This window comes from Citrobacter sp. A316 (assembly GCF_002042945.1).
In the GTDB taxonomy this organism is placed as follows: Bacteria; Pseudomonadota; Gammaproteobacteria; order Enterobacterales; family Enterobacteriaceae; genus Citrobacter; species Citrobacter portucalensis.
Genome location: NZ_MVFZ01000005.1, coordinates 153,561 through 173,353, shown reverse-complemented (window position 1 = coordinate 173,353; position 19,793 = coordinate 153,561). Strand labels below are relative to the sequence as shown.

The 19,793-nt window shown below is 51.5% G+C and carries 19 protein-coding genes; 9 read left to right on the top strand and 10 right to left on the bottom strand.

What is annotated here, in order from left to right; genetic code table 11:
- Positions 1 to 97 precede the first annotated feature (97 nt).
- Complete coding sequence (gene clcB / locus BZK41_RS08365) at positions 98 to 1,387, top strand: voltage-gated ClC-type chloride channel ClcB (RefSeq protein WP_079937848.1); 1,290 nt, start codon at positions 98 to 100, stop codon at positions 1,385 to 1,387.
- Here the strand turns inward: clcB and bioD are convergent.
- From bioD to BZK41_RS08350, 3 genes are all read right to left on the bottom strand, one after another.
- Entirely contained in the window at positions 1,343 to 2,038 is a 696-nt protein-coding gene (gene bioD, locus BZK41_RS08360) for a dethiobiotin synthase (RefSeq protein ID WP_020996409.1), read from the bottom strand. The two genes, clcB and bioD, sit on opposite strands and share 45 nt — an antisense overlap.
- A gap of 125 nt (positions 2,039 to 2,163) precedes the next feature.
- Positions 2,164 to 3,384 (bottom strand): sugar metabolism global transcriptional regulator Mlc, encoded by a 1,221-nt coding sequence (gene mlc, locus BZK41_RS08355; RefSeq protein WP_003832888.1) that lies wholly within the window; start codon positions 3,382 to 3,384, stop codon positions 2,164 to 2,166.
- A 118-nt stretch (positions 3,385 to 3,502) separates the two neighbouring features.
- On the bottom strand, positions 3,503 to 4,411 hold the full coding sequence (locus BZK41_RS08350) for a LysR family transcriptional regulator (RefSeq protein WP_079937847.1): 909 nt from the start codon (positions 4,409 to 4,411) through the stop codon (positions 3,503 to 3,505).
- Positions 4,412 to 4,518: 107 nt separating this feature from the next.
- On the opposite strand from BZK41_RS08350, the gene BZK41_RS08345 reads away from it, so the two are divergent.
- Positions 4,519 to 5,772 (top strand): MFS transporter, encoded by a 1,254-nt coding sequence (locus tag BZK41_RS08345; protein ID WP_003028925.1) that lies wholly within the window; start codon positions 4,519 to 4,521, stop codon positions 5,770 to 5,772.
- Between the two features lie 33 nt (positions 5,773 to 5,805).
- On the opposite strand, the gene BZK41_RS08340 is transcribed toward BZK41_RS08345, so the two are convergent.
- The 3 genes from BZK41_RS08340 to BZK41_RS08330 form a co-directional block, all read right to left on the bottom strand.
- The gene (locus BZK41_RS08340) at positions 5,806 to 6,492 is read right to left on the bottom strand and encodes a type II CAAX endopeptidase family protein (protein WP_079937846.1); all 687 of its coding nucleotides are present in this window, start codon (positions 6,490 to 6,492) and stop codon (positions 5,806 to 5,808) included.
- A gap of 143 nt (positions 6,493 to 6,635) precedes the next feature.
- Positions 6,636 to 8,126, bottom strand: coding sequence for an ATP-binding protein (locus BZK41_RS08335; protein ID WP_079937845.1), 1,491 nt, complete (start codon positions 8,124 to 8,126; stop codon positions 6,636 to 6,638).
- Positions 8,123 to 8,845: a response regulator transcription factor gene (locus BZK41_RS08330; RefSeq protein WP_079937915.1), complete on the bottom strand. Its 723-nt coding sequence runs from the start codon at positions 8,843 to 8,845 to the stop codon at positions 8,123 to 8,125. The genes BZK41_RS08335 and BZK41_RS08330 overlap by 4 nt, the downstream gene beginning before the upstream one ends.
- Positions 8,846 to 9,034: 189 nt before the next feature.
- Here BZK41_RS08330 and msrP point away from each other — a divergent pair, with 189 nt between their 5' ends.
- The 5 genes from msrP (at position 9,035) to BZK41_RS08305 (ending at position 13,847) form a co-directional block, all read left to right on the top strand.
- Complete coding sequence (msrP, locus tag BZK41_RS08325; RefSeq protein ID WP_079937844.1) at positions 9,035 to 10,039, top strand: protein-methionine-sulfoxide reductase catalytic subunit MsrP; 1,005 nt, start codon at positions 9,035 to 9,037, stop codon at positions 10,037 to 10,039.
- Positions 10,040 to 10,666: a protein-methionine-sulfoxide reductase heme-binding subunit MsrQ gene (gene msrQ / locus BZK41_RS08320; protein WP_079937843.1), complete on the top strand. Its 627-nt coding sequence runs from the start codon at positions 10,040 to 10,042 to the stop codon at positions 10,664 to 10,666. It begins immediately after the preceding gene.
- A gap of 47 nt (positions 10,667 to 10,713) precedes the next feature.
- Complete coding sequence (locus BZK41_RS08315; RefSeq protein ID WP_079937842.1) at positions 10,714 to 12,201, top strand: carboxypeptidase M32; 1,488 nt, start codon at positions 10,714 to 10,716, stop codon at positions 12,199 to 12,201.
- Positions 12,202 to 12,338: 137 nt separating this feature from the next.
- Complete coding sequence (gene asr, locus BZK41_RS08310; protein ID WP_079937841.1) at positions 12,339 to 12,755, top strand: acid resistance repetitive basic protein Asr; 417 nt, start codon at positions 12,339 to 12,341, stop codon at positions 12,753 to 12,755.
- Positions 12,756 to 13,025: 270 nt separating this feature from the next.
- Positions 13,026 to 13,847, top strand: a complete 822-nt coding sequence (locus tag BZK41_RS08305; RefSeq protein ID WP_079937840.1) for a serine protease — start codon at positions 13,026 to 13,028, stop codon at positions 13,845 to 13,847.
- Positions 13,848 to 13,881: 34 nt separating this feature from the next.
- Here the strand turns inward: BZK41_RS08305 and mdtI are convergent, their stop codons facing one another.
- Complete coding sequence (gene mdtI, locus BZK41_RS08300; RefSeq protein WP_003832870.1) at positions 13,882 to 14,211, bottom strand: multidrug/spermidine efflux SMR transporter subunit MdtI; 330 nt, start codon at positions 14,209 to 14,211, stop codon at positions 13,882 to 13,884.
- Positions 14,198 to 14,563 carry a multidrug/spermidine efflux SMR transporter subunit MdtJ gene (gene mdtJ, locus BZK41_RS08295; protein WP_162623449.1) on the bottom strand — a complete coding sequence of 122 codons (366 nt, stop codon included), beginning with the start codon at positions 14,561 to 14,563 and terminating at the stop codon, positions 14,198 to 14,200. Before mdtJ ends, mdtI begins: the two co-directional genes overlap by 14 nt.
- Positions 14,564 to 14,979: 416 nt before the next feature.
- Here mdtJ and BZK41_RS08290 point away from each other — a divergent pair, with 416 nt between their 5' ends.
- Positions 14,980 to 16,014, top strand: coding sequence for an AI-2E family transporter (locus BZK41_RS08290; RefSeq protein WP_079937839.1), 1,035 nt, complete (start codon positions 14,980 to 14,982; stop codon positions 16,012 to 16,014).
- Between the two features lie 31 nt (positions 16,015 to 16,045).
- Here the strand turns inward: BZK41_RS08290 and BZK41_RS08285 are convergent, their stop codons facing one another.
- Entirely contained in the window at positions 16,046 to 17,242 is a 1,197-nt protein-coding gene (locus BZK41_RS08285) for a multidrug effflux MFS transporter (protein WP_079937838.1), read from the bottom strand.
- 262 nt (positions 17,243 to 17,504) lie between these two features.
- Here BZK41_RS08285 and BZK41_RS08280 point away from each other — a divergent pair, with 262 nt between their 5' ends.
- Complete coding sequence (locus BZK41_RS08280) at positions 17,505 to 18,356, top strand: aldo/keto reductase (protein WP_079937837.1); 852 nt, start codon at positions 17,505 to 17,507, stop codon at positions 18,354 to 18,356.
- Positions 18,357 to 18,397: 41 nt separating this feature from the next.
- Here BZK41_RS08280 and pntB read toward each other — a convergent pair whose 3' ends face one another.
- Positions 18,398 to 19,786, bottom strand: coding sequence for a Re/Si-specific NAD(P)(+) transhydrogenase subunit beta (pntB, locus tag BZK41_RS08275; protein WP_003832859.1), 1,389 nt, complete (start codon positions 19,784 to 19,786; stop codon positions 18,398 to 18,400).
- Positions 19,787 to 19,793 lie beyond the last annotated feature (7 nt).

The following is a 19,793-nucleotide window of genomic DNA, read 5'->3' as shown; positions in this document are numbered from 1 at the left end:
CCTGCCTGTGGTGCATCCTGATGCGCACGCTGAGCTTTTGCTTCTGTTGCCTAATAGCCGCAAAATAGAGCGTCTGAATTTTCCAGTCTGGCCACTCATGCATCACTTACATGCTTACCCTGACCTGCGTGCCATGTTCCGCCGCCTGCTGATCGCCGCGTTGATTGGCGTCCTTGCTGCGCTGGCCGTCGCAGGATTTCGTCATGCCATGCTGCTTCTCGAATGGTTGTTTCTGAGCAATAACACGGGGAGTCTGGTCAACGCAGCGACAAACCTTTCGCCTTTAAGGCGTATGCTGACACCTGCACTCGGCGGTCTGGCGGCTGGATTACTACTGTGGGGCTGGCAAAAATTTAACCGTTTACGTCCACAGGCTCCCACTGATTATATGGAAGCCCTGCAAACCGACGGACAATTTGACGTCAGCGCAAGCCTGATAAAATCGCTGGCCTCGTTACTGGTCGTCGCCAGCGGGAGCGCCATCGGGCGTGAAGGTGCCATGATTTTACTGGCGGCACTGGCGGCCTCCTGCTTTGCTCAACGCTTTACCCCGCGTACAGAATGGAAGTTATGGATTGCCTGCGGCGCCGCTGCAGGTATGGCTGGAGCCTATCATGCCCCGCTGGCAGGCAGTTTATTTATTGCTGAAGTGTTGTTCGGCACGTTGATCCTGGCATCATTGGGGCCGGTGGTGGTATCCGCCGTCGTCGCTCTGCTCACCACCAATCTGTTGAGCGACAGCAATGCGCTGCTGTATACCGTGCACCTGTCGCGGGAATTGCATGTCCTGGAATACGTGATGATTGTCAGCACCGGTCTGGTTGCGGGCATCTGTGGACCGCTTTTCATGTGGTTGATGACCGCCAGCCATAGTGTATTTTTGCGTTTAAAACTCTCGCCGCCGTGGCAACTGGCGCTTGGCGGGCTGATCGTTGGCCTGCTTTCATTGCTCACGCCTGCGGTCTGGGGGAATGGCTACAGCGTGGTGCAGTCATATTTACTTTCACCACCGCTGCTGGCCGTGGTTAGCGGAATTTTTATCTGCAAATTACTGGCAGTGCTTGCCAGCAGTGGATCCGGTGCCCCTGGTGGCGTGTTTACGCCAACGCTGTTTGTCGGCTTGTCGGTGGGCATGTTGCTGGGTCAGGTATGGGGATTATGGCTTCCTGGCTCGGATGATATTGCTATTTTGCTAGGATTAACGGGGATGGCCACGCTACTGGCGGCTACCACGCATGCACCAATAATGTCGACGTTGATGGTTTGTGAAATGACCGGGGAGTATCGCCTACTCCCCGGATTACTGATCGCCTGTGTCCTGGCGTCGGTGCTGTCGCGTACGTTACGCCACGACTCTATCTACCGACAGCACGCTGCCGAGCATTGACAGGCGGATGTACTGTGACAGCTCACGCTGCTCTGCACGAGGCAGATAAGGCAGTTCACCGATCAGCGGTGCAGGTAATTTTTTACCAAGCACATCAATGATTTCCGCATAATGCGCCAGCCCCGGGTTAATGCGATTCGCAACCCAGCCAATCAACGGCAGTCCGTCGCTGGCTATCGCCTGCGCGGTGAGGATCGCATGATTAATACAGCCTTCCTGGATACCCACTACCATCAGCACCGGCAGTTGTTCCTGCACCACCCACTCCGATAACGGACGCAGATCGTTCATCAAGCTCCGCCAGCCTCCGGTGCCTTCCACGACAACGTGATCGACTTTTTCGCTAAGGCTTGCGAGACCGTTGGATAACAGGGTGTAATTGACCGGACCACTATGCGCCACGCTACTTTCATCTTCGCTCAACGCAATTGGGTTAATCGCCTCATAAGGCAGCTCGATAGATGACACACTTTGCAGTACCAGTGCATCTTTGTTGCGCAGACCTTCAGGCGTCTCTTTGCTGCCTTTGGCTACAGGTTTGTAACCCGCAACGCTTTTACCCCCTGACGCTAACGCTTGTAGTAATGCGCGGGAAACCACGGTCTTCCCAACAGAAGTGTCTGTACCTGTAATAAAGAAACGCTTCAGCATCACTAACTCCACCGTTATGCTTTGAAAATATAAGTCAGGAAAATAAAACAGTGGAGAAAGTCTAAGGTATGACGACCAGGATCAGCTTGAGATAGCGCAATTTTTCGTACAACAGTTAAAAAATGTTAACCCTGTAATAGACGAATCAACAAAGAACCGTTATACATCGCGTCCTTCACGAGCGCCGCCCCCGCCATCGTCCCCTGATTGGTAAACTGGGTGCTTTCAACGACTATATGCTGACTGTAAGCCGGAAGCGCCTGCTGACGAATGCTGTCAGCGATGGTAGGGAACAAGATATCTGCCGCTTTACTGAGCGGAGAGCCAATCAATATCTTTTGCGGGTTGAACAAATTCACCATGATGGCAAGAATTCGACCGACGTGGGTCCCGACGCCGCTAATGATATCTTTCGCCAATAAATCACCCTGCATGGCCGCCAGACACAGCGCGTCTACCGTTAACGGTTGTCCATGTAGAGAAGAACTCATTGACTGCTTCAGGCGCACCTGTGCCAATTCGAGCACGCTGTCGACGCTGGCGATTGTTTCCAGACAACCATGGTTACCGCAGTAGCAGCGTTTACCATAGGGATCGACCTGCGTATGGCCAATCTCCACCAGGCTACTGCTGCCTGCATGCAGCAAATGGCCGTCAGTGATCACCCCTGCACCCACGTTATGATCGATCACCACCTGAATGACGTCGCGCGCACCACGCGATGCGCCAAAAAGCGCCTCGGCCATCGTCCAGGCGCTGATATCGTGCTGAATATACACCGGCACGCCGGTATGGTTCTCAAGCGCTTCGCCCAACGGCATCTCTTTGACATCTTCGTAAAATGGCATGCGATGAACAATACCGTTTTCAGTATCAATAATACCGGGTAAGGTGATGGCGATGGAGGTTAAGCGCTCCAGCTTTTGCTGGTGGCGGATGAAAAACTGATCGACCTGGGTTATCACGCGATCCAGCAACGGTGTTTCGCTGACCAGCGCCATTTCAAGACAATCTTCAACCACCAGCTTGCTGCTCAGATCGCGTAGCGCCAGAAAAATCTCGCCACGACTGATACGAATGGATAAGTAGTGCCAGGCTTCCGTTTCGACAACCAGCCCAACGGCCGGACGCCCACGGCTACCCGCTTCCTTAATTTCCAGCTCTTGCACCAGATGCGCTTCGAGCATTTCGCGGACAATTTTGGTAATGCTGGCAGGCGCCAATTGTGCCAGGCGAGAGAGATCAATACGCGATACCGGACCCAGCTGATCAATCAGGCGATAAACCGCGCCCGCATTGGTCTGCTTAATTTGATCGATATGCCCAGGCTGACTATCAGCAACCACCACTTACTCCCTTTATTTTCGCGCTCCGAAATAATCTGCGGACTATGGTGAAGCACTTCAATGGCTTCCGTCAACTTTTTACTTAGCCTTGTGATTTACTGCACATTTTCACCCATTTTTAAACTAAATTAATCGCCTGAACGGCCGCCAGCAACTGCTCGCGAAAGCGTTGTGCGGCGTGACTTTGCTCATGATGCTTTGGCCACACTAACCACATTTCCGAGACAGCATCTTCTTCCGCTATCGGGATCCAACACATTTCATACAGCTGCACCCGTTTAAAAGAAGCAGGAAGTATAGAAACCCCTAATCCTGCGGCCACCAGCCCGATAATAGTCATCGCCTCGCCAACCTCCTGCGCAATCGTCGGTTTCAGTCCATAGCGACGCATCAGGCCCAGAATATCGTCATACAACCCTGTCCCCACATGGGGGTCAAAAAAGACAAATGGCTCATTCGCCAGCTCGGCCAACGTGACCACGGGTTTTTGCGCCAACGGATGCGCGCGTGGGATCATCGCCATTAGTGGTTCATGCAGAATAATTTCGCGCGCCAGCGTTTCCGGAAGCTGCGTATTGCGCAGTAGTCCCAAGTCCAGCGTACCTTCATTGAGCGGAGCAATTTGCTCACGCGTGTTCATTTCGCGGGTTTGCATATGCACTGCCGGGTAGCTTTGGCGAAACAGAGATAAGGTATCTGAAACCGCTTTGATAAACGGCGCGGACGACGTAAAGCCGATACGCAATTCCCCTGCTTCTCCCAGATGCAAACGCTCAGCCCTGGCGGCGGCTTCATTAACCAGCCCGAGGATCTGCCGACTGTCGGCCAGAAACTGCTTTCCGGCAGAAGTCAGCGCCACGCTACGGTTAGTTCGGGCAAGTAACCGGGCGCCAACCTGTTGTTCAAGGATCTGGATCTGCTGACTTAGCGGCGGTTGCGAAATGTTTAGCCGCGCCGCCGCCCGACCAAAATGCAACTCTTCGGCAACGGCCACAAAGTAACGTAAATGACGCAGTTCGATATTCATATTTTTAAAATATTATTTGAGATTATTAATATATTAGACAGAATATTGTGATTTTCATACTCTTAAGGCTGGTCCTGTAGACGTAATTGAATGAGCAAGGATTTCAAGTGAGCCGTACAACAACTGTCGATACCGCGCCAACAAGCGATGTTGATGAACAGATAGTTACCCCGCCGGATGGATTTATCAAACGCGGAACATCCCCATTTATGCGCGTCACGCTGGCGCTGTTTTCCGCCGGACTGGCGACTTTTGCCCTCCTCTATTGCGTACAACCCATACTACCAGTGCTTTCGCACGAGTTTGGGGTTTCTCCCGCCAGCAGCAGTATCTCGCTTTCCATCTCAACGGCGATGCTGGCTATAGGGTTACTGTTTACCGGCCCACTTTCAGATGCTATTGGCCGCAAGCCGGTGATGGTTACCGCGCTGCTGCTCGCCTCTTGTTGCACACTGCTTTCAACGATGATGACCAGCTGGCACGGTATTTTAATCATGCGGGCGCTGATAGGACTTTCACTGAGCGGCGTCGCGGCAGTAGGGATGACCTATCTGAGTGAAGAAATTCATCCTAGTTTCGTCGCCTTCTCAATGGGCCTGTATATCAGCGGTAACTCGATTGGCGGTATGAGTGGTCGCTTGATCAGCGGCGTGTTTACTGACTTTTTTAACTGGCGTATCGCGCTGGCGGCGATCGGCTGTTTTGCCCTTGCCTCTGCGCTGATGTTCTGGAAAATCTTACCGGAATCGCGTCATTTCAGACCCACGTCGCTGCGCCCGAAAACGCTGTTTATCAACTTCCGCCTGCACTGGCGCGACAGAGGCTTGCCGCTGCTGTTTGCGGAAGGTTTTTTACTGATGGGATCGTTTGTCACGCTGTTTAATTACATCGGCTACCGCCTGATGCTCTCCCCCTGGGAGCTCAGCCAGGCGGTTGTCGGTCTGTTATCTGTGGCGTATCTGACCGGGACCTGGAGTTCGCCAAAGGCGGGTTCTATGACCACTCGTTATGGCCGTGGCCCGGTCATGCTCTTTTCAACTGGCGTGATGCTGGTTGGACTGTTGATGACCCTGTTCACATCGCTATGGCTGATCTTTGCCGGGATGCTACTCTTTTCAGCCGGATTCTTTGCCGCGCACTCCGTAGCAAGCAGCTGGATTGGACCACGGGCAAAACGCGCTAAAGGCCAGGCTTCTTCCCTGTACCTGTTCAGCTATTATCTGGGATCCAGTATTGCCGGTACGCTGGGCGGTGTGTTCTGGCACAGCTATGGCTGGAACGGCGTGGGCGGATTTATTGCCCTGATGCTGGTGTTGGCATTGCTGGTCGGTGCGCGTTTGCACCATCGTCTGCACGTATAATCCACGATGCCCGGGTTCCGGGCATCACCTTCATCACCCAGGCTGTAACGTCTGAGCCGCTATTTGCAAGGCAATAACCGTCCCGTTCATCACTATATGCAGCATAATTGGCATCAACAGGCCGTTGCTTTTCAGTCTGGCCAGGATCAAAACCTGCGACACAAGAAACAACATCAACAGCGTGCGTAGATCCACATACTGAGTATGCATGATGGCAAAAATGACCGATACCACGACTGACGATAGCCAGGTTTTATTATTGAACCAGTACTGGAACGCGTTGAATAAACAGCCTCTGAAAACAATTTCTTCATAAACTGGCGCAATAAATATCAGGGTCAACGTAGATAACCACAACGCGTAACTACTTAAGGATATTTGGCTGGTCACCCACGCTTCGGTTTGTTTAAGCCCCAAAACCAATGGCAGGATAAGCTGAATAAACAGCAGCGCCGTGAACAAAATGGTAAACCACCTGGCGTTGAAAATGCCTTTGCCCAGCCCCTCTCTTTTTCTGAAGAAGAAGTAATACAGCGGAACCAGCACAACAAATTCCAGCGCAAACAGCAGTGGGAAAAGCAACCCTTGGGCAAGCAGATCCTGACTCGCGGGGAAAAACAACGGGGTAAACGTGAGGCCAAACATCAGTAAAAACATTGAAAAGCAGCCAGCAACTGCTTTAGTCCTGGCGATATACAGGTTGTCGGCATCCTGTGACATAAGATCTCCTTGCGCTCATCGAAGATAAGTTGATGAATTACCAATATATGATAAAAATTCTCATTATCACTGACAACCTACCAACTTTTACGCAATGCCCACGGGTGCAACGCCAAAACCCTCTTTACTCCGGAACTTCACCGTCAACTACTCAGTGGAGAATCCGCCAGCGGCAACCAAAAACGGAAGCGGGCCCCTGCCGTTGAGCTAACCAGGCTGATATCCCCCCCATGGAGTTCAAGCATTCTACGCACGATCAGTAAGCCCAGGCCGCCGCGCTCAGCCCTCTGCTCACGGGGAACTAACGCGGTCGGGCGCTGAAATAATACTTCTCGCACAGCTTCTTCTACCCCTGGTCCGCTATCCTGCACTTCGGCTAATAAACGGTCTTCATCACGCCAGACTTTTAGCCGCACTTCGCCTCCGTCAGGCGTATGACGGATAGCGTTATCCAGCAAATTCGTCACGACTCTTTCTATCATCGATAAATCGGCATTCACCAACGGTAGCGGTCCCATGACGTCAAGGTGCAACTGCAAATGACGCGTGGCAACAGGGAGATCAAATTTCTGCGCCACATCCTGGATCAATTCACCAATAGCAAAACGTTCACGCTGCGGTTTTATACCGCCATGCTCCAGTCTTGCCAGCTCAAACAGCTGTTGTGACAGATGGCGAACCTTATGCCCCTGGCGCAGCGCGATGCTAAGATAATGTCGGTTTTCCTCCGGCGTCATCGTATCGGCTTTCAGCGATAGCATTTCCAGATACCCCAACAGCGAAGTCAGCGGCGTGCGTAAATCGTGCGAAATATTGGCAATGAACTCTCTGCGCTGACGATCGCTGTCTGCTAATAAATCCCACTGCTGGGCAATCTTCTGCGCTAACTCGATAAACGCATTGTTCAGCAGCGCTATTTCATTCTCCGGTGCCGGTTCGGGATTTTTTTGCGCCAGCTGTTTGATGACGGTAATGCTGTCATTCTCCAGTTTTACCACCTGTCCGGTTAGCCTTTTCACTGGATTCGTCACCCATCGCCACACCAGAAAACCTGCAATTCCGGCGGCTAATAAAACCAGTATTAACGTCCAGGCCACGGTATTCCAGAGCGTTTTTTGCCAGGCGGTATTCGCCAGCATATTCAGATCTTCGCCCTGCAGAATAATATACAAATAGCCATGTAGTTCACCGTTATATAAAACCGGTGCGGCGCTGAATACTTTTTGCTGGCTGCTACGCGGATCGTTGCCATATACGGGCAACACATCTGAGCTAAGGAAATCCTGAATCGGCTGTACGCTAATATTCTGTCGCTGGATATGCCCAGGCGGTGCGGCATCAGCGAGTATTTCACCTGACGGTGAAACAAGATACAGCTCCACGCTGGGGTTGAGCGTCATCAGGTGATTAAACAATCCTTTTAAGGTCTGGCGATTAACCTGCCCACTGGCATCAATAAGCGACTCACTTTTGACGATCTTGCTCGCCAGCTCCAGCGAGAGCCTTTGCACCATGGCGTCGCCATACTGTTTGCTACTGCGAACCTGGACAACACTGATGGTAACAGCGCAAATCAGCATAATGGCGGTAAAGACGAGGGTCAGACGCTGGCTTAGCGACAGGCGATAAATCATGGCTGATGCTCCGCGTTAACCGCAGCAAGCTTATAGCCTCGCCCCCAAACCGTGAGAATAATTTCCGGCTCAGCAGCATCCTTTTCAATTTTGGTCCGCAGGCGATTAATATGACTGTTCACCGTATGCTCATACCCTTCATGCTGGTAGCCCCATACCTGATCTAACAGCGCCTGACGCGAAAAGACCTCGCCTGGATGACGGGCGAAAAAATAGAGCAGATCGAATTCGCGCGGTGTCAAATCGAGGGATTTACCATGCTGCCGGACTTCCCGGGCTAATGGGTCAATCTCTACACCATGAACGGTGATAATCCCCGCCTCCATACGTAAGTTCTGACTCATCGCTTCCTGACGGCGAAACAACGCCTTCACCCGGGCCATCAACTCCAGCACCGAGAAAGGTTTGGCCATATAATCATCGGCCCCCATTTCCAGCCCCAATACACGGTGCGTTTCGCTGGTGCGGGCGCTGATGATAATGACGGGCAAATAAAAACTCATTTGGCGAATGCGACGGCAAATCTCCAGCCCATCGACACCCGGCAGCATCAGATCGAGGATAACGGCATCCCAGACGTGTCTCTCCAGCTGTTCAAGCGCTCGCGTGCCGTCCGCCTCATGAACAATCTCGTACCCCTCATCCTTCAGGCTAAGCTGCAAAAGTGAGGCAATATCGCTGTCATCTTCCACCAAAAATATCTTTTTCGCGCCTGCCATCAGTGTCATCCCCCTCTCGTCGTGCTGAAAGCTTACCTCAGGCAAGGGGCGGAAGTTATCACAAAATTTTTAACTTTTCGTGAGGATCCAGGGATACGCATGCGAGCAGTATGCCGTTATAGACACGTCAGACATCAACAGGGAAACGTCGCTTTGTTTTCCTTAACATGAAAATAAGAAGGAAAAGTCATGCTAAAAAAACGTCCACTTCGGGAAGCAGATGTTACAGCCGAGTCAGTATTTTTTATGCAACGACGACAGATCCTCAAAGCATTAGGGATAGGTGCGGCTGCGGCCACGCTGTCCTCCCCTGCACAGGCTAATTTACTGGATTGGTTTAAAGGCAACGATCGTCCACCCGCACCCGCAGGCAAAGCGCTTGAGTTCACAAAGCCCGAACGCTGGCAAAACAGCCTGTCTCTGACGCCAGAAGACAAGGTGACGGGCTACAACAATTTCTACGAATTTGGTCTGGATAAAGCCGATCCTGCCGCCAATGCCGGTAGCCTGAAAACCGATCCCTGGACGTTAACCATCAGCGGTGAGGTAAACAAACCTTTAACCCTGGATCACGATGCGCTGACCACACGCTTTCCATTAGAAGAGCGTATTTATCGGATGCGTTGCGTTGAGGCCTGGTCGATGGTTGTGCCGTGGGTGGGTTTTCCGTTGCATAAATTACTGGCACTGGTTGAGCCAACCAGTCACGCCAAATACGTCGCCTTTGAAACACGCTACGCCCCCGATGAAATGCCGGGCCAGAAAGACCGCTTTATTGGTGGTGGGTTGAAATATCCCTATGTCGAAGGTCTGCGGTTGGATGAGGCCATGCACCCGCTCACACTTCTCACCGTAGGCGTATATGGCAAAGCGTTGCCGCCGCAAAACGGGGCGCCGATACGCCTGACCGTCCCCTGGAAGTACGGCTTCAAGGGCATTAAATCAATAGTCAGTATTAAGCTGACGCGTGAGCAGCCGCCGACGACCTGGAATATGTCAGCACCGAATGAATACGGTTTTTACGCCAATGTAAATCCGCAGGTCGATCACCCTCGTTGGTCTCAGGCCTCGGAGCGTTTTATCGGTTCAGGTGGCATCCTCGATGTACAGCGACAGCCTACGCTGCCTTTTAATGGTTATGCCGATGAGGTGGCATCGTTATATCAGGGCATGGATCTACGGGAGTATTTTTAAGTGAGGCTAACCGCAAAACAGATAACCGGTCTGAAAGTACTGCTGCATCTCGCCGGTTTTTTACCCCTGCTATGGCTCTTCTGGGCCGCGCAGCATGGCGGGTTGGGAGCCGATCCAGGAAAAGATATCCAGCACTTTACGGGCATTACCGCGCTGAAGTTTTTGCTGGCTACCCTGCTGATATCACCGCTCGCGCGCTATGCAAAGCAGCCGTTATTATTTCGCACCAGGCGGTTGTTAGGTTTATGGTGTTTTGCATGGGCCACACTGCATATAACCAGCTATGCTCTGCTGGAACTGGGTATACAAAACCTGGGATTGTTGGGTCGTGAACTGGTTTCACGTCCATGGCTAACGCTGGGTATGGCCGGTTGGATTATTTTGTTCTTGTTGACGTTGACCTCCACGCAAGCCGCGCAACGTAAAATGGGCAAACGCTGGCAAACGCTGCACAACTACGTTTACCTGGCCGCCGTTTTGCTACCGCTGCATTACCTGTGGTCGGTAAAAGTGTTATCGCCGCTCCCCATTATTTACGCCATCTGTTTTGTGGTGCTGCTGGCTTTCCGCTATAAAAAGTTGTTACGGAAAAGCCGGTATAAAGGTGTGTTTATGAAAAGTGAGTGAACCGCGGTAAACTTCTTAACCACACCTAAACAGAACGAGAACAAAAAATGAGTAACAATGATAATTACCATCAGCTCACCCGCACGTTCCAGCGGCTCTCTCGCTTCTCCCACCTCTCGGCAATCGCCAGTTGGGACATGTTTACCATGATGCCGCCAGGCGGAAGCAAAGCCCGCGGCGAAGCGCTGGCTGAGCTGAGCGTGCTTGAACATCAGCTGTTAACCGACCCGAAGGTGGCAACATGGATCGCCGCAGCGCAACAGGAAGACCTCAACGATGTAGAACAGGCGAACCTGCGCGAAATGTCGCGACTGCATCACCAGGCATCCTTGTTGCCCGAATCGTTGGTAGAAGCAAAATCACTTGCGGGAAGCCGCTGTGAGCATGCCTGGCGTAGCCAGCGACCGGCAAATGACTGGGAAGGATTTTCCGAAAACCTGAAAGAGGTTGTGAAGTATAGCCGCGAAGAAGCCCGACTACGCGCAGAAGCTAAAGGCTGTTCGCCGTATGACTCATTACTGGACATCTTTGAACCAGGAATGACCAGCGCGCAGTTGGATGTCCTTTTCGCGGACGTTAAAAGCTGGCTGCCCGATCTGCTAAACAAAGTGGTGGCAAAGCAGTCTCAAAAGTCGCTCATCGCCCCGGTAGGTCCTTTCCCAACCGCAATTCAGCGGAAACTGGGCCTTGAAACGATGGCGCAACTGGGATTCGATTTTGCGGCTGGTCGACTGGATATCAGCGCACATCCCTTCTGTGGCGGCGTACCGGAAGATGTTCGCATTACCACCCGCTATGATGAAAACGAATTACTCAGCGCACTGTTTGGCGTGATCCATGAAACCGGTCATGCGCGCTACGAGCAAAACCTGCCACACAGCTGGTCTGGGCAACCTATCGCTCTGGCACGCTCAACCGCCATTCATGAGTCCCAAAGTTTGTTCTTTGAGATGCAGCTGGGACGCAGTAAAGCCTTCCTTATGCGGTTAATTCCGGCTGTAACGCGCCACTTTGGCGATCAGGCAGCGTTTGAAGAAAGCAATTTCATCGCCTGGAACCAGCAGGTCAAACCCGGGTTTATCCGCGTTGATGCCGACGAGGTAAGCTACCCTGCTCACGTGATCCTGCGTTATGAAATCGAACGTGCGCTTATTAATGGCGATATTGAAGTGGATGATATCCCGGCATTGTGGAACGAGAAAATGCAGGCCTGGCTGGGACTCTCAACGATCGGAAACTATCGTAACGGTTGTATGCAGGATATTCACTGGACCGATGGCGGCTTTGGCTACTTCCCTTCCTATACCCTGGGCGCCATGTATGCAGCGCAGTTGTTCAGTGCCGCTAACCGCGCATTGCCTGATTTGAATCAGTCTATTGCGCAAGGTGAGTTTGGCGCCCTGTTTGACTGGTTACGTCAGAATATCTGGCAGCATGGCAGCCGCTTTACCACTGAACAGCTTATTACCCAGGCGACCGGAGAGCCGCTCAGCAGCCGTTATTTCCGCGCTCATCTGGAAGCCCGCTATTTGTAATCTTATACCGTGAGTCATTGTACATATCGTTACACGCCGAAACCAATGACTCACGGAAGCCCTCTGATTACAGCGATATAGTTATTTCAACGGCCCCGCAGTGGGGTTGAATGAAAAACCAAATCGAGGGTATGAGAATGAAAAAAGTATTAGCTCTGGTTGTTGCCGCTGCTATGGGTCTGTCTTCTGCTGCGTTTGCTGCTGAGACAACTGCTACCACCGCTCCGGCTGCTGCTGCAACCACGAAAGCAGCCCCGGCGAAAACCACTCATCACAAAAAACAGCACGCTAAAAAATCCACCGCTAAACCAGCGGCAGAACAAAAAGCGCAGGCTGCCAAAAAACACACCAAAAAAGCTGCCACTAAACCGGCTGTAGAACAGAAAGCACCAGAGCAGAAAGCTCAGGCTGCTAAAAAACACACCAAAAAAGCTGCCACCAAACCAGCTACAGAACAAAAAGCACCAGAGCAGAAAGCTCAGGCCGCTAAAAAACACACCAAAAAAGCAGTAAAACACGACACCGCTAAACCAGCTGCTCAACCTGCTGCATAACACATTTGTAGTCACTATGGCGTCCCCCACGCCATAGCATACGGCGCTAAATCGACCTGATTTAGCGCCGCCTTTCGGAGGGTAAAATGGTGTCACATTACCGCTTTGAGTTCATTCTTATTACTCTGATAATTTGCGCACTCATCGCCATGCATTTTTATCTTTCTTGAGTGTAGTTATCTGATTTTACTCCCACTTTCCCGCCGTCCCGTCTATAGTATTAACTGAGGGTTTGCTGTTAAAAATCATAATTCCCCACCAGAGTGTGCTATGCAAAAAACCATTGCTGTGTTACTGGGTTCAATTTATTTACTTCCTGTCGTTGCACATGCGGATCAGCCTGCAACGGCCAGCGCTGAAGCAGAAAATATAAAAACGCTGTTTTTTGGTCATGACGATCGCACGAAAGTAACGGACCCAACGCAATCACCGTGGGACGCTATCGGACAACTGGAAACAGCCAGTGGTAATCTGTGTACCGCCACGCTCATTTCACCGCATCTGGCCCTGACTGCCGGACACTGTTTGCTCGCTCCACCGAAAGGCAAACCGGATAAAGCCGTCGCGTTACGCTTTGTGTCAAAAAAGGGCGTCTGGCGCTATGAGATCCATGGAATCGAAGGACGGGTTGATCCCTCACTCGGTAAACGTTTAAAAGCCGATGGAGATGGCTGGATTGTGCCGCCATCAGCAGCCCCGTGGGATTTCGGTCTGGTGGTGCTGCGTTACCCGCCTTCCGGAATCACGCCACTACCATTATTTGGAGGTGATAAAGCGGCGTTAACCGCGGCGTTGAAAACCGCCGATCGTAAAGTCACACAGTCGGGCTATCCAGAAGATCATCTTGACGACTTGTACACCCATCAGGATTGCGTAGTGACCGGCTGGGCGCAGAATACCGTCTTATCACACCAGTGCGATACGCTTCCGGGCGACAGCGGTTCACCATTGATGTTGAAGACAGATTCAGGCTGGCAGTTGATTGGTGTACAAAGCTCAGCACCAGCAGCGAAAGATCGCTGGCGAGCCGATAATCGTGCTATTTCCGTTACCGGTTTTCGCGATAAGCTGGAAGAGTTGGCGAAGGAATAACATATGCTGCCCGCATTAACGGGCAGCACGGATATCAGGCAAGTTTAATCATCACCATTCCGGCCAGCAGCAGCGCCACACCGATCCAGCCTTTATTATTCAGGCGCTGACCAAACAACACCCAACCAGCCGCTAACGTCGCGGCAATCCCGAATCCGCCCCACAAGGCGTAGGCAACAGAAAGGTCAATGCCTTTTACCGCCTGCGACAGCGCGCTAAAGGCCGCTAACACGGCAGCCAGCGACAGCACGCCATAAATCTTGCGGCGAAATCCATCAGAAAACTTCAAAAAGACGTTAGCGACAATTTCCAGCACGATGGCCATGCCAAGCCAGGCACCATGAACCCACTCAAACTGCTGCATGGGTCACCTCTTTGCTCGTTTTGGCAGGTTTTCGAGTCCCAGACTTGATCAGCACAATGCCTAATACCAGCGAGACCAGCCCAGCCACTTTCATCGTGGACAAGGTTTCGTCAAATAACAACACACTAAACAGCGTAATAAATAAAATACCGATACCTTCCCACAAGGCATAGGCCACACCAAGGGCAATCTTTTTAACGGCGAAACTGAGAAAAATATATGATAAGGCGATCATTACCAGCATTAAAATAAAGCCCGAATTACCATGACCGACGCTTGCCCATTTCATTGACAGCGTACCGGTAATTTCAGCCGCGATGGCCAGACCTAATAATATCCAGTAAAACATGATGCTTCTCCTGCTTGAGAATATAGTCCTTTGGGCCTACTGCATGCAGTAAACCAAAAAATAGAATCAGTTAGCTCAGCGCACAGCGCCAGCTCAGGCAGAAGAAGGGACTAAAGCGCGTTGCGCCAGTGTTGCTCACCCGCAAGCAAGAAAGTGGAGGAGGTACGAAGAAGTGTAGGTAAACGCAAAAACATCCTGAACATATTGTCCATAATATTACAATTATCCGCAGTGTTGCTTCTCATCATCGCGGATGATAATTGTCCTCGGTAGTTAAACACAGATGATTTGTATCATAGCTTCAAGACGAACTCAAAGTCTTTTCACTTCTTTACCTGCCCCATTTGATTTTTGTTATAACGGCTCGACGCAAATCACATTATTATGCAGATTCAAAAATAAAAAATGCGGGAATACACATGGCGAAACCGATCATCACGCTTAACGGTCTAAAAATAGTCATTATGCTGGGCATGCTGGTTATCATCCTGAGTGGTATTCGCTTTGCCGCAGATATCATCGTCCCCTTTATTCTGGCGTTATTTATAGCCGTTGTGCTAAACCCCATGGTGCAGCGGATGGTCAAGCTTCGCATACCTCGCGTATTTGCGGTGTCATTGCTTATCGTTATTATTGTCATGCTAATGGTGCTGCTGTTGGCGTATTTAGGTACATCCTTAAATGAACTTGCGCGTACGCTACCGCAATATCGCTCTTCACTGGTTATCCCACTGAAAAATCTTGAACCATGGTTACAACGCGCAGGGATCGGCGTTTCCGTGGACGAGCTCGTCAAATATATCGATCCAAACGCGGCAATGACGCTGGTGACCAATTTGCTGGCGCAGCTTTCAAATGCCATGTCATCGATATTTTTACTGCTACTGACTGTCGTTTTTATGCTGCTGGAAGTACCGCAATTGCCCAACAAACTCAAACAAATGATGAGCCGCCCCATTGAAGGTATGGCGGCGATTCAACGCGCCATCGACAGCGTCTCTCACTATCTGGTGCTTAAAACGGCAATCAGCATTGTGACCGGGTTGGTCGCCTGGGGCATGCTTGCTGCATTGGATGTGCGCTTCGCCTTTGTCTGGGGATTACTGGCCTTCGCCCTGAACTACATCCCTAATATCGGTTCGGTATTGGCAGCCATTCCCCCTATTGCTCAGGTGCTGGCATTCAGCGGCCTTTACGATGCGCTGGTGGTTTTGGCAGGCTATCTGGTGATCAACCTGGTATTCGGAAATATCCTCGAACCTCGGATCATGGGCCGCGGGCTGGGGCTGTCCACGCTGGTAGTGTTTCTGTCGTTGATCTTCTGGGGCTGGTTGCTCGGTCCCGTGGGGATGCTGCTTTCTGTGCCGCTGACCATCATCGTGAAAATCGCGCTTGAACAAACCAACGGCGGTCAAAGCATTGCCGTACTGCTTAGCGATCTGAATAAAGAATGAGTTTTCGCCCCGCCATCGCGGGGCATTTCCTTTATCGTTTCACGCGGAAAGCCAAAACAGCGCTTAACAGCGTAAATAGCGCTATTATCCACGCCATAGTCCAGGGCGTGCCATCACTGAAGGCGGCCAGCAGTAACGATGAAATAATACCGCTGCCATATTGTAACGCGCCAATAAGCGCCGAAGCTGAACCCGCAATGTTCGGTACCGCATCCAGCGCAGCGGCAGTCGACGTCGCGGCAATAATGCCATTCATTGAGAAAAACAGGAAAACGGTGACGATAATCGCAATGACGCCACCTGATTCCAGCTTAACCAGCAGCGCAAGCACAACAGCAGCCAACGCCGCCAGCATCGTCGCATACTTCAGCAGTTGTTCCAGAGGGTGCCGCTGTACCAGACGACGATTTACCACGCTCATCGCCATAACGCCGACAATGTTTAGCGCAAACAACCAGCCGTAATGCTGTGGATCAACATGGTAATAGCTAATATAAACAAACGGTGACCCGGTAATAAACGCATACGCACCGACGTAATAAAACGTCAGGCTCAGGGTATAGCGCATAAAACGCCCATTGGTTAACAACGAACGGTAATTACGAAATGCACCAGCTAAAGAGGCTTTCACCCGCTTCTCTTCCGGCAATGTTTCGGGCAGCCAGTTTAAGGAGATAAACATCAGCGCACCAATCACCACCAGCAGCCAAAAAATAGAGTGCCAGGTGCTCAGGCGAATAATTTGCCCGCCAATCAATGGCCCGGCGATTGGCGCAATCGCCATCACCAACACCAGGGTCGAGAGCATTTGCGCCGCACGGGTACGAGCAAAGAGATCGCGGATCATCGCTCGCGCCAGCATAGGCCCGGTACAGGCACCAAGCGCCTGAAACACCCGCCAGAAAACAATTTGCGTAATACTTGTAGACAGCGCACACCCTGCGGAACCAATGATAAATAGCACCATGCCGATAAACAGCGGCTTACGCCGCCCCATATGATCGCTAATCGGCCCCCAAATCAACTGTGCAATAGTAAAACCAATTAAGAAACCGGTGATCGTCAGCTCAACATTGCCATGTAAATCCTCGGCCATCGTCGGCATTGCTGGAAGATAAATATCGGTAGAAAGCGATGTAAAGGCCATCAGGCCACTGAGGATCAAAATAAAAGTAAGACCGGTATGGCTTGCGGTGGCTACCGGCGAGGCATGTTCACGTGTACGCATAGTGCCCTGTCATGTTCTAAAAAGTCAGGTCGCAGTATATCTACAACGTATTGCTGCGATTAGACGGTTAAAACAGCATGAGTTTATGAATTGCAATCATGAATAGTGAAATCATATGCGTCTTATTCTGTGATGCACTTCCAATAATATCCTGCCAGAAATGAATACTACTCATAGGTTCATGCGAATTTCACAGACTAATCGTATCAACACAGATTTGCTAATCTGCAGCCAATACAACGATGATGCTCGGGAGACCTCTATGAATACAACAGTTCTGAATAACGGTGTTGAGATGCCCCTGCTCGGATTTGGCGTTTATCAAATGACCGATGCCAGCGAATGTGAGCAAGCCGTACGTGATGCCATTGACACAGGCTATCGCCTGATTGATACCGCTGCCTCCTACCAGAATGAAACTCAGGTCGGCAATGCACTTAAGCAAAGCGGAGTCCCCCGTGAGGCGCTTTTTGTGACTACCAAACTGTGGTTACAGGATACCAACTATGCAGGCGCCAAGGCGCAATTCGCACGTTCTCTGCAACGGCTTCAACTGGATTATATTGACCTTTATTTGATTCATCAGCCCTATGGCGATGTGCACGGTGCCTGGCGCGCGATGGAAGAATTATATGAAGAAGGGAAAATCCGCGCGATTGGCGTGAGTAATTTTCATCCGGATCGTCTGGCGGATTTAATGGCTTTCAATCGCATTATTCCAGCCGTTAACCAGATTGAGGTGAATCCTTTTCATCAGCAGCCGCATGCCGTCGCCTGGATGCAGAGCCGGAACATTCAGCCGCAAGCCTGGGCACCGTTTGCCGAGGGACGCAATGACCTGTTTCAGAACCCGGTCTTAGCGGCTATTGGTGAAAAATATGGCAAAAGCGTTGGTCAGGTCGTGCTGCGTTGGATTTATCAGCGTGGGATTATCTCGCTGGCGAAAACCGTGCGTAAAACGCGGATGGCCGAGAATATTCAGGTGCTGGACTTTGCCCTAACGGCGGAAGAGATGACGCGAATTGCCGCGATGGACAGCGGAACCAGCGCGTTCTTCTCGCATCGCGATCCGGCTCGTGTGGAATGGGTCACCCAGCGTAAACTGGATGTTTAAAAAAACGGCCTCCGCAGAGGCCGTCTTACTTTTACTGGCAATTACAGCGCTTTCAGGATCGCATCCACGCTGGCTTTGGCATCACCAAACAGCATATGGGTGTTATCTTTAAAGAACAGCGGGTTCTGCACACCTGCATAGCCGGTGTTCATTGAACGTTTGAACACAATGACGTTCTGCGCTTTCCACACTTCCAGCACCGGCATACCGGCGATCGGGCTGCGCGGGTCATCCTGCGCTGCCGGGTTTACCGTATCGTTGGCGCCAATAACCAGCACGGTATCGGTATCGGCGAAATCATCATTGATCTCATCCATTTCCAGCACGATGTCATAAGGTACTTTGGCTTCCGCCAGCAGCACGTTCATATGACCTGGCAAGCGCCCTGCTACCGGGTGAATACCAAAACGCACTTTGATGCCGCGCGCGCGCAGTTTCTCAGTGATTTCCGCGACCGGATACTGTGCCTGAGCCACTGCCATGCCGTAGCCTGGGGTGATGATCACGGAGTGCGAGTTCTTCAGCATTTCTGCTGTGTCTTCCGCAGTAATCTCACGATGTTCACCCACTTCTTCATCAGACCCGGTAGAAGAACCGTCAGAACCAAAGCCGCCCGCAATAACGCTGAAGAATGAACGGTTCATCGCCTTACACATAATGTAAGACAGGATCGCACCAGAAGAACCGACCAGCGCACCGGTAACGATCAGCAGATCGTTGCTCAGCATAAAGCCCGCCGCCGCTGCCGCCCATCCTGAATAGGAGTTAAGCATTGAAACGACGACCGGCATATCCGCACCGCCGATGGAAGCCACCAGATGCCAGCCAAAGGCCAGTGCAATAATGGTCATCACCAGCAGTGCCAGAACCTGCAGGCCCACGCTTTCGGTACGGACAAACACCACCAGCAGCAGGAAAGAAACAACCAGCGCCGCCAGGTTCATTTTGTGACGATTCGGCAGCATCAGCGGTTTAGAGGAGATCTTGCCGCGCAGTTTGCCAAAGGCCACCACAGAACCGGTAAAGGTTACCGCACCGATGAAGATACCCAGGAACACTTCCGTCAGGTGAATGTTCACCAGAATCGGCTCCAGGCCCGTATCGTGATACAGGTAGCTGTTGAAACCCACCAGTACCGCAGCCAGACCGACGAAGCTGTGCAGAATTGCCACCAGCTCCGGCATCTCGGTCATTTCGACTTTCTTCGCCAAACGAATACCAATCGCGCCGCCGATGATCATCGCTACCAGGATCCACGCAACGTTGCCGGTATCCGGACCAAAAATCGTAGCAATCAGCGCAATCGCCATCCCGGCGATACCGTAGTTGTTACCCTGCTGAGAGGTTTCGTGTTTCGAAAGCCCCGCCAGACTAAAAATAAACAGGATCGCGGCAACAATGTATGCAGCTGTAACTAATCCTCCAGACATATGTTAC

Excerpts from the sequence above, each read along its gene's own strand:
- clcB (WP_079937848.1), top strand. The coding sequence starts at position 98 with ATGCATCACTTACATGCTTACCCTGACCTGCGTGCCATGTTCCGCCGC.
- bioD (WP_020996409.1), bottom strand. The coding sequence starts at position 2,038 with ATGCTGAAGCGTTTCTTTATTACAGGTACAGACACTTCTGTTGGGAAG.
- BZK41_RS08350 (WP_079937847.1), bottom strand. The coding sequence starts at position 4,411 with ATGAATATCGAACTGCGTCATTTACGTTACTTTGTGGCCGTTGCCGAA.
- BZK41_RS08340 (WP_079937846.1), bottom strand. The coding sequence starts at position 6,492 with ATGTCACAGGATGCCGACAACCTGTATATCGCCAGGACTAAAGCAGTT.
- BZK41_RS08335 (WP_079937845.1), bottom strand. The coding sequence starts at position 8,126 with ATGATTTATCGCCTGTCGCTAAGCCAGCGTCTGACCCTCGTCTTTACC.
- BZK41_RS08330 (WP_079937915.1), bottom strand. The coding sequence starts at position 8,845 with ATGGCAGGCGCGAAAAAGATATTTTTGGTGGAAGATGACAGCGATATT.
- msrP (WP_079937844.1), top strand. The coding sequence starts at position 9,035 with ATGCTAAAAAAACGTCCACTTCGGGAAGCAGATGTTACAGCCGAGTCA.
- BZK41_RS08315 (WP_079937842.1), top strand. The coding sequence starts at position 10,714 with ATGAGTAACAATGATAATTACCATCAGCTCACCCGCACGTTCCAGCGG.
- asr (WP_079937841.1), top strand. The coding sequence starts at position 12,339 with ATGAAAAAAGTATTAGCTCTGGTTGTTGCCGCTGCTATGGGTCTGTCT.
- BZK41_RS08305 (WP_079937840.1), top strand. The coding sequence starts at position 13,026 with ATGCAAAAAACCATTGCTGTGTTACTGGGTTCAATTTATTTACTTCCT.
- mdtI (WP_003832870.1), bottom strand. The coding sequence starts at position 14,211 with ATGCAGCAGTTTGAGTGGGTTCATGGTGCCTGGCTTGGCATGGCCATC.
- BZK41_RS08290 (WP_079937839.1), top strand. The coding sequence starts at position 14,980 with ATGGCGAAACCGATCATCACGCTTAACGGTCTAAAAATAGTCATTATG.
- BZK41_RS08285 (WP_079937838.1), bottom strand. The coding sequence starts at position 17,242 with ATGCGTACACGTGAACATGCCTCGCCGGTAGCCACCGCAAGCCATACC.
- BZK41_RS08280 (WP_079937837.1), top strand. The coding sequence starts at position 17,505 with ATGAATACAACAGTTCTGAATAACGGTGTTGAGATGCCCCTGCTCGGA.
- pntB (WP_003832859.1), bottom strand. The coding sequence starts at position 19,786 with ATGTCTGGAGGATTAGTTACAGCTGCATACATTGTTGCCGCGATCCTG.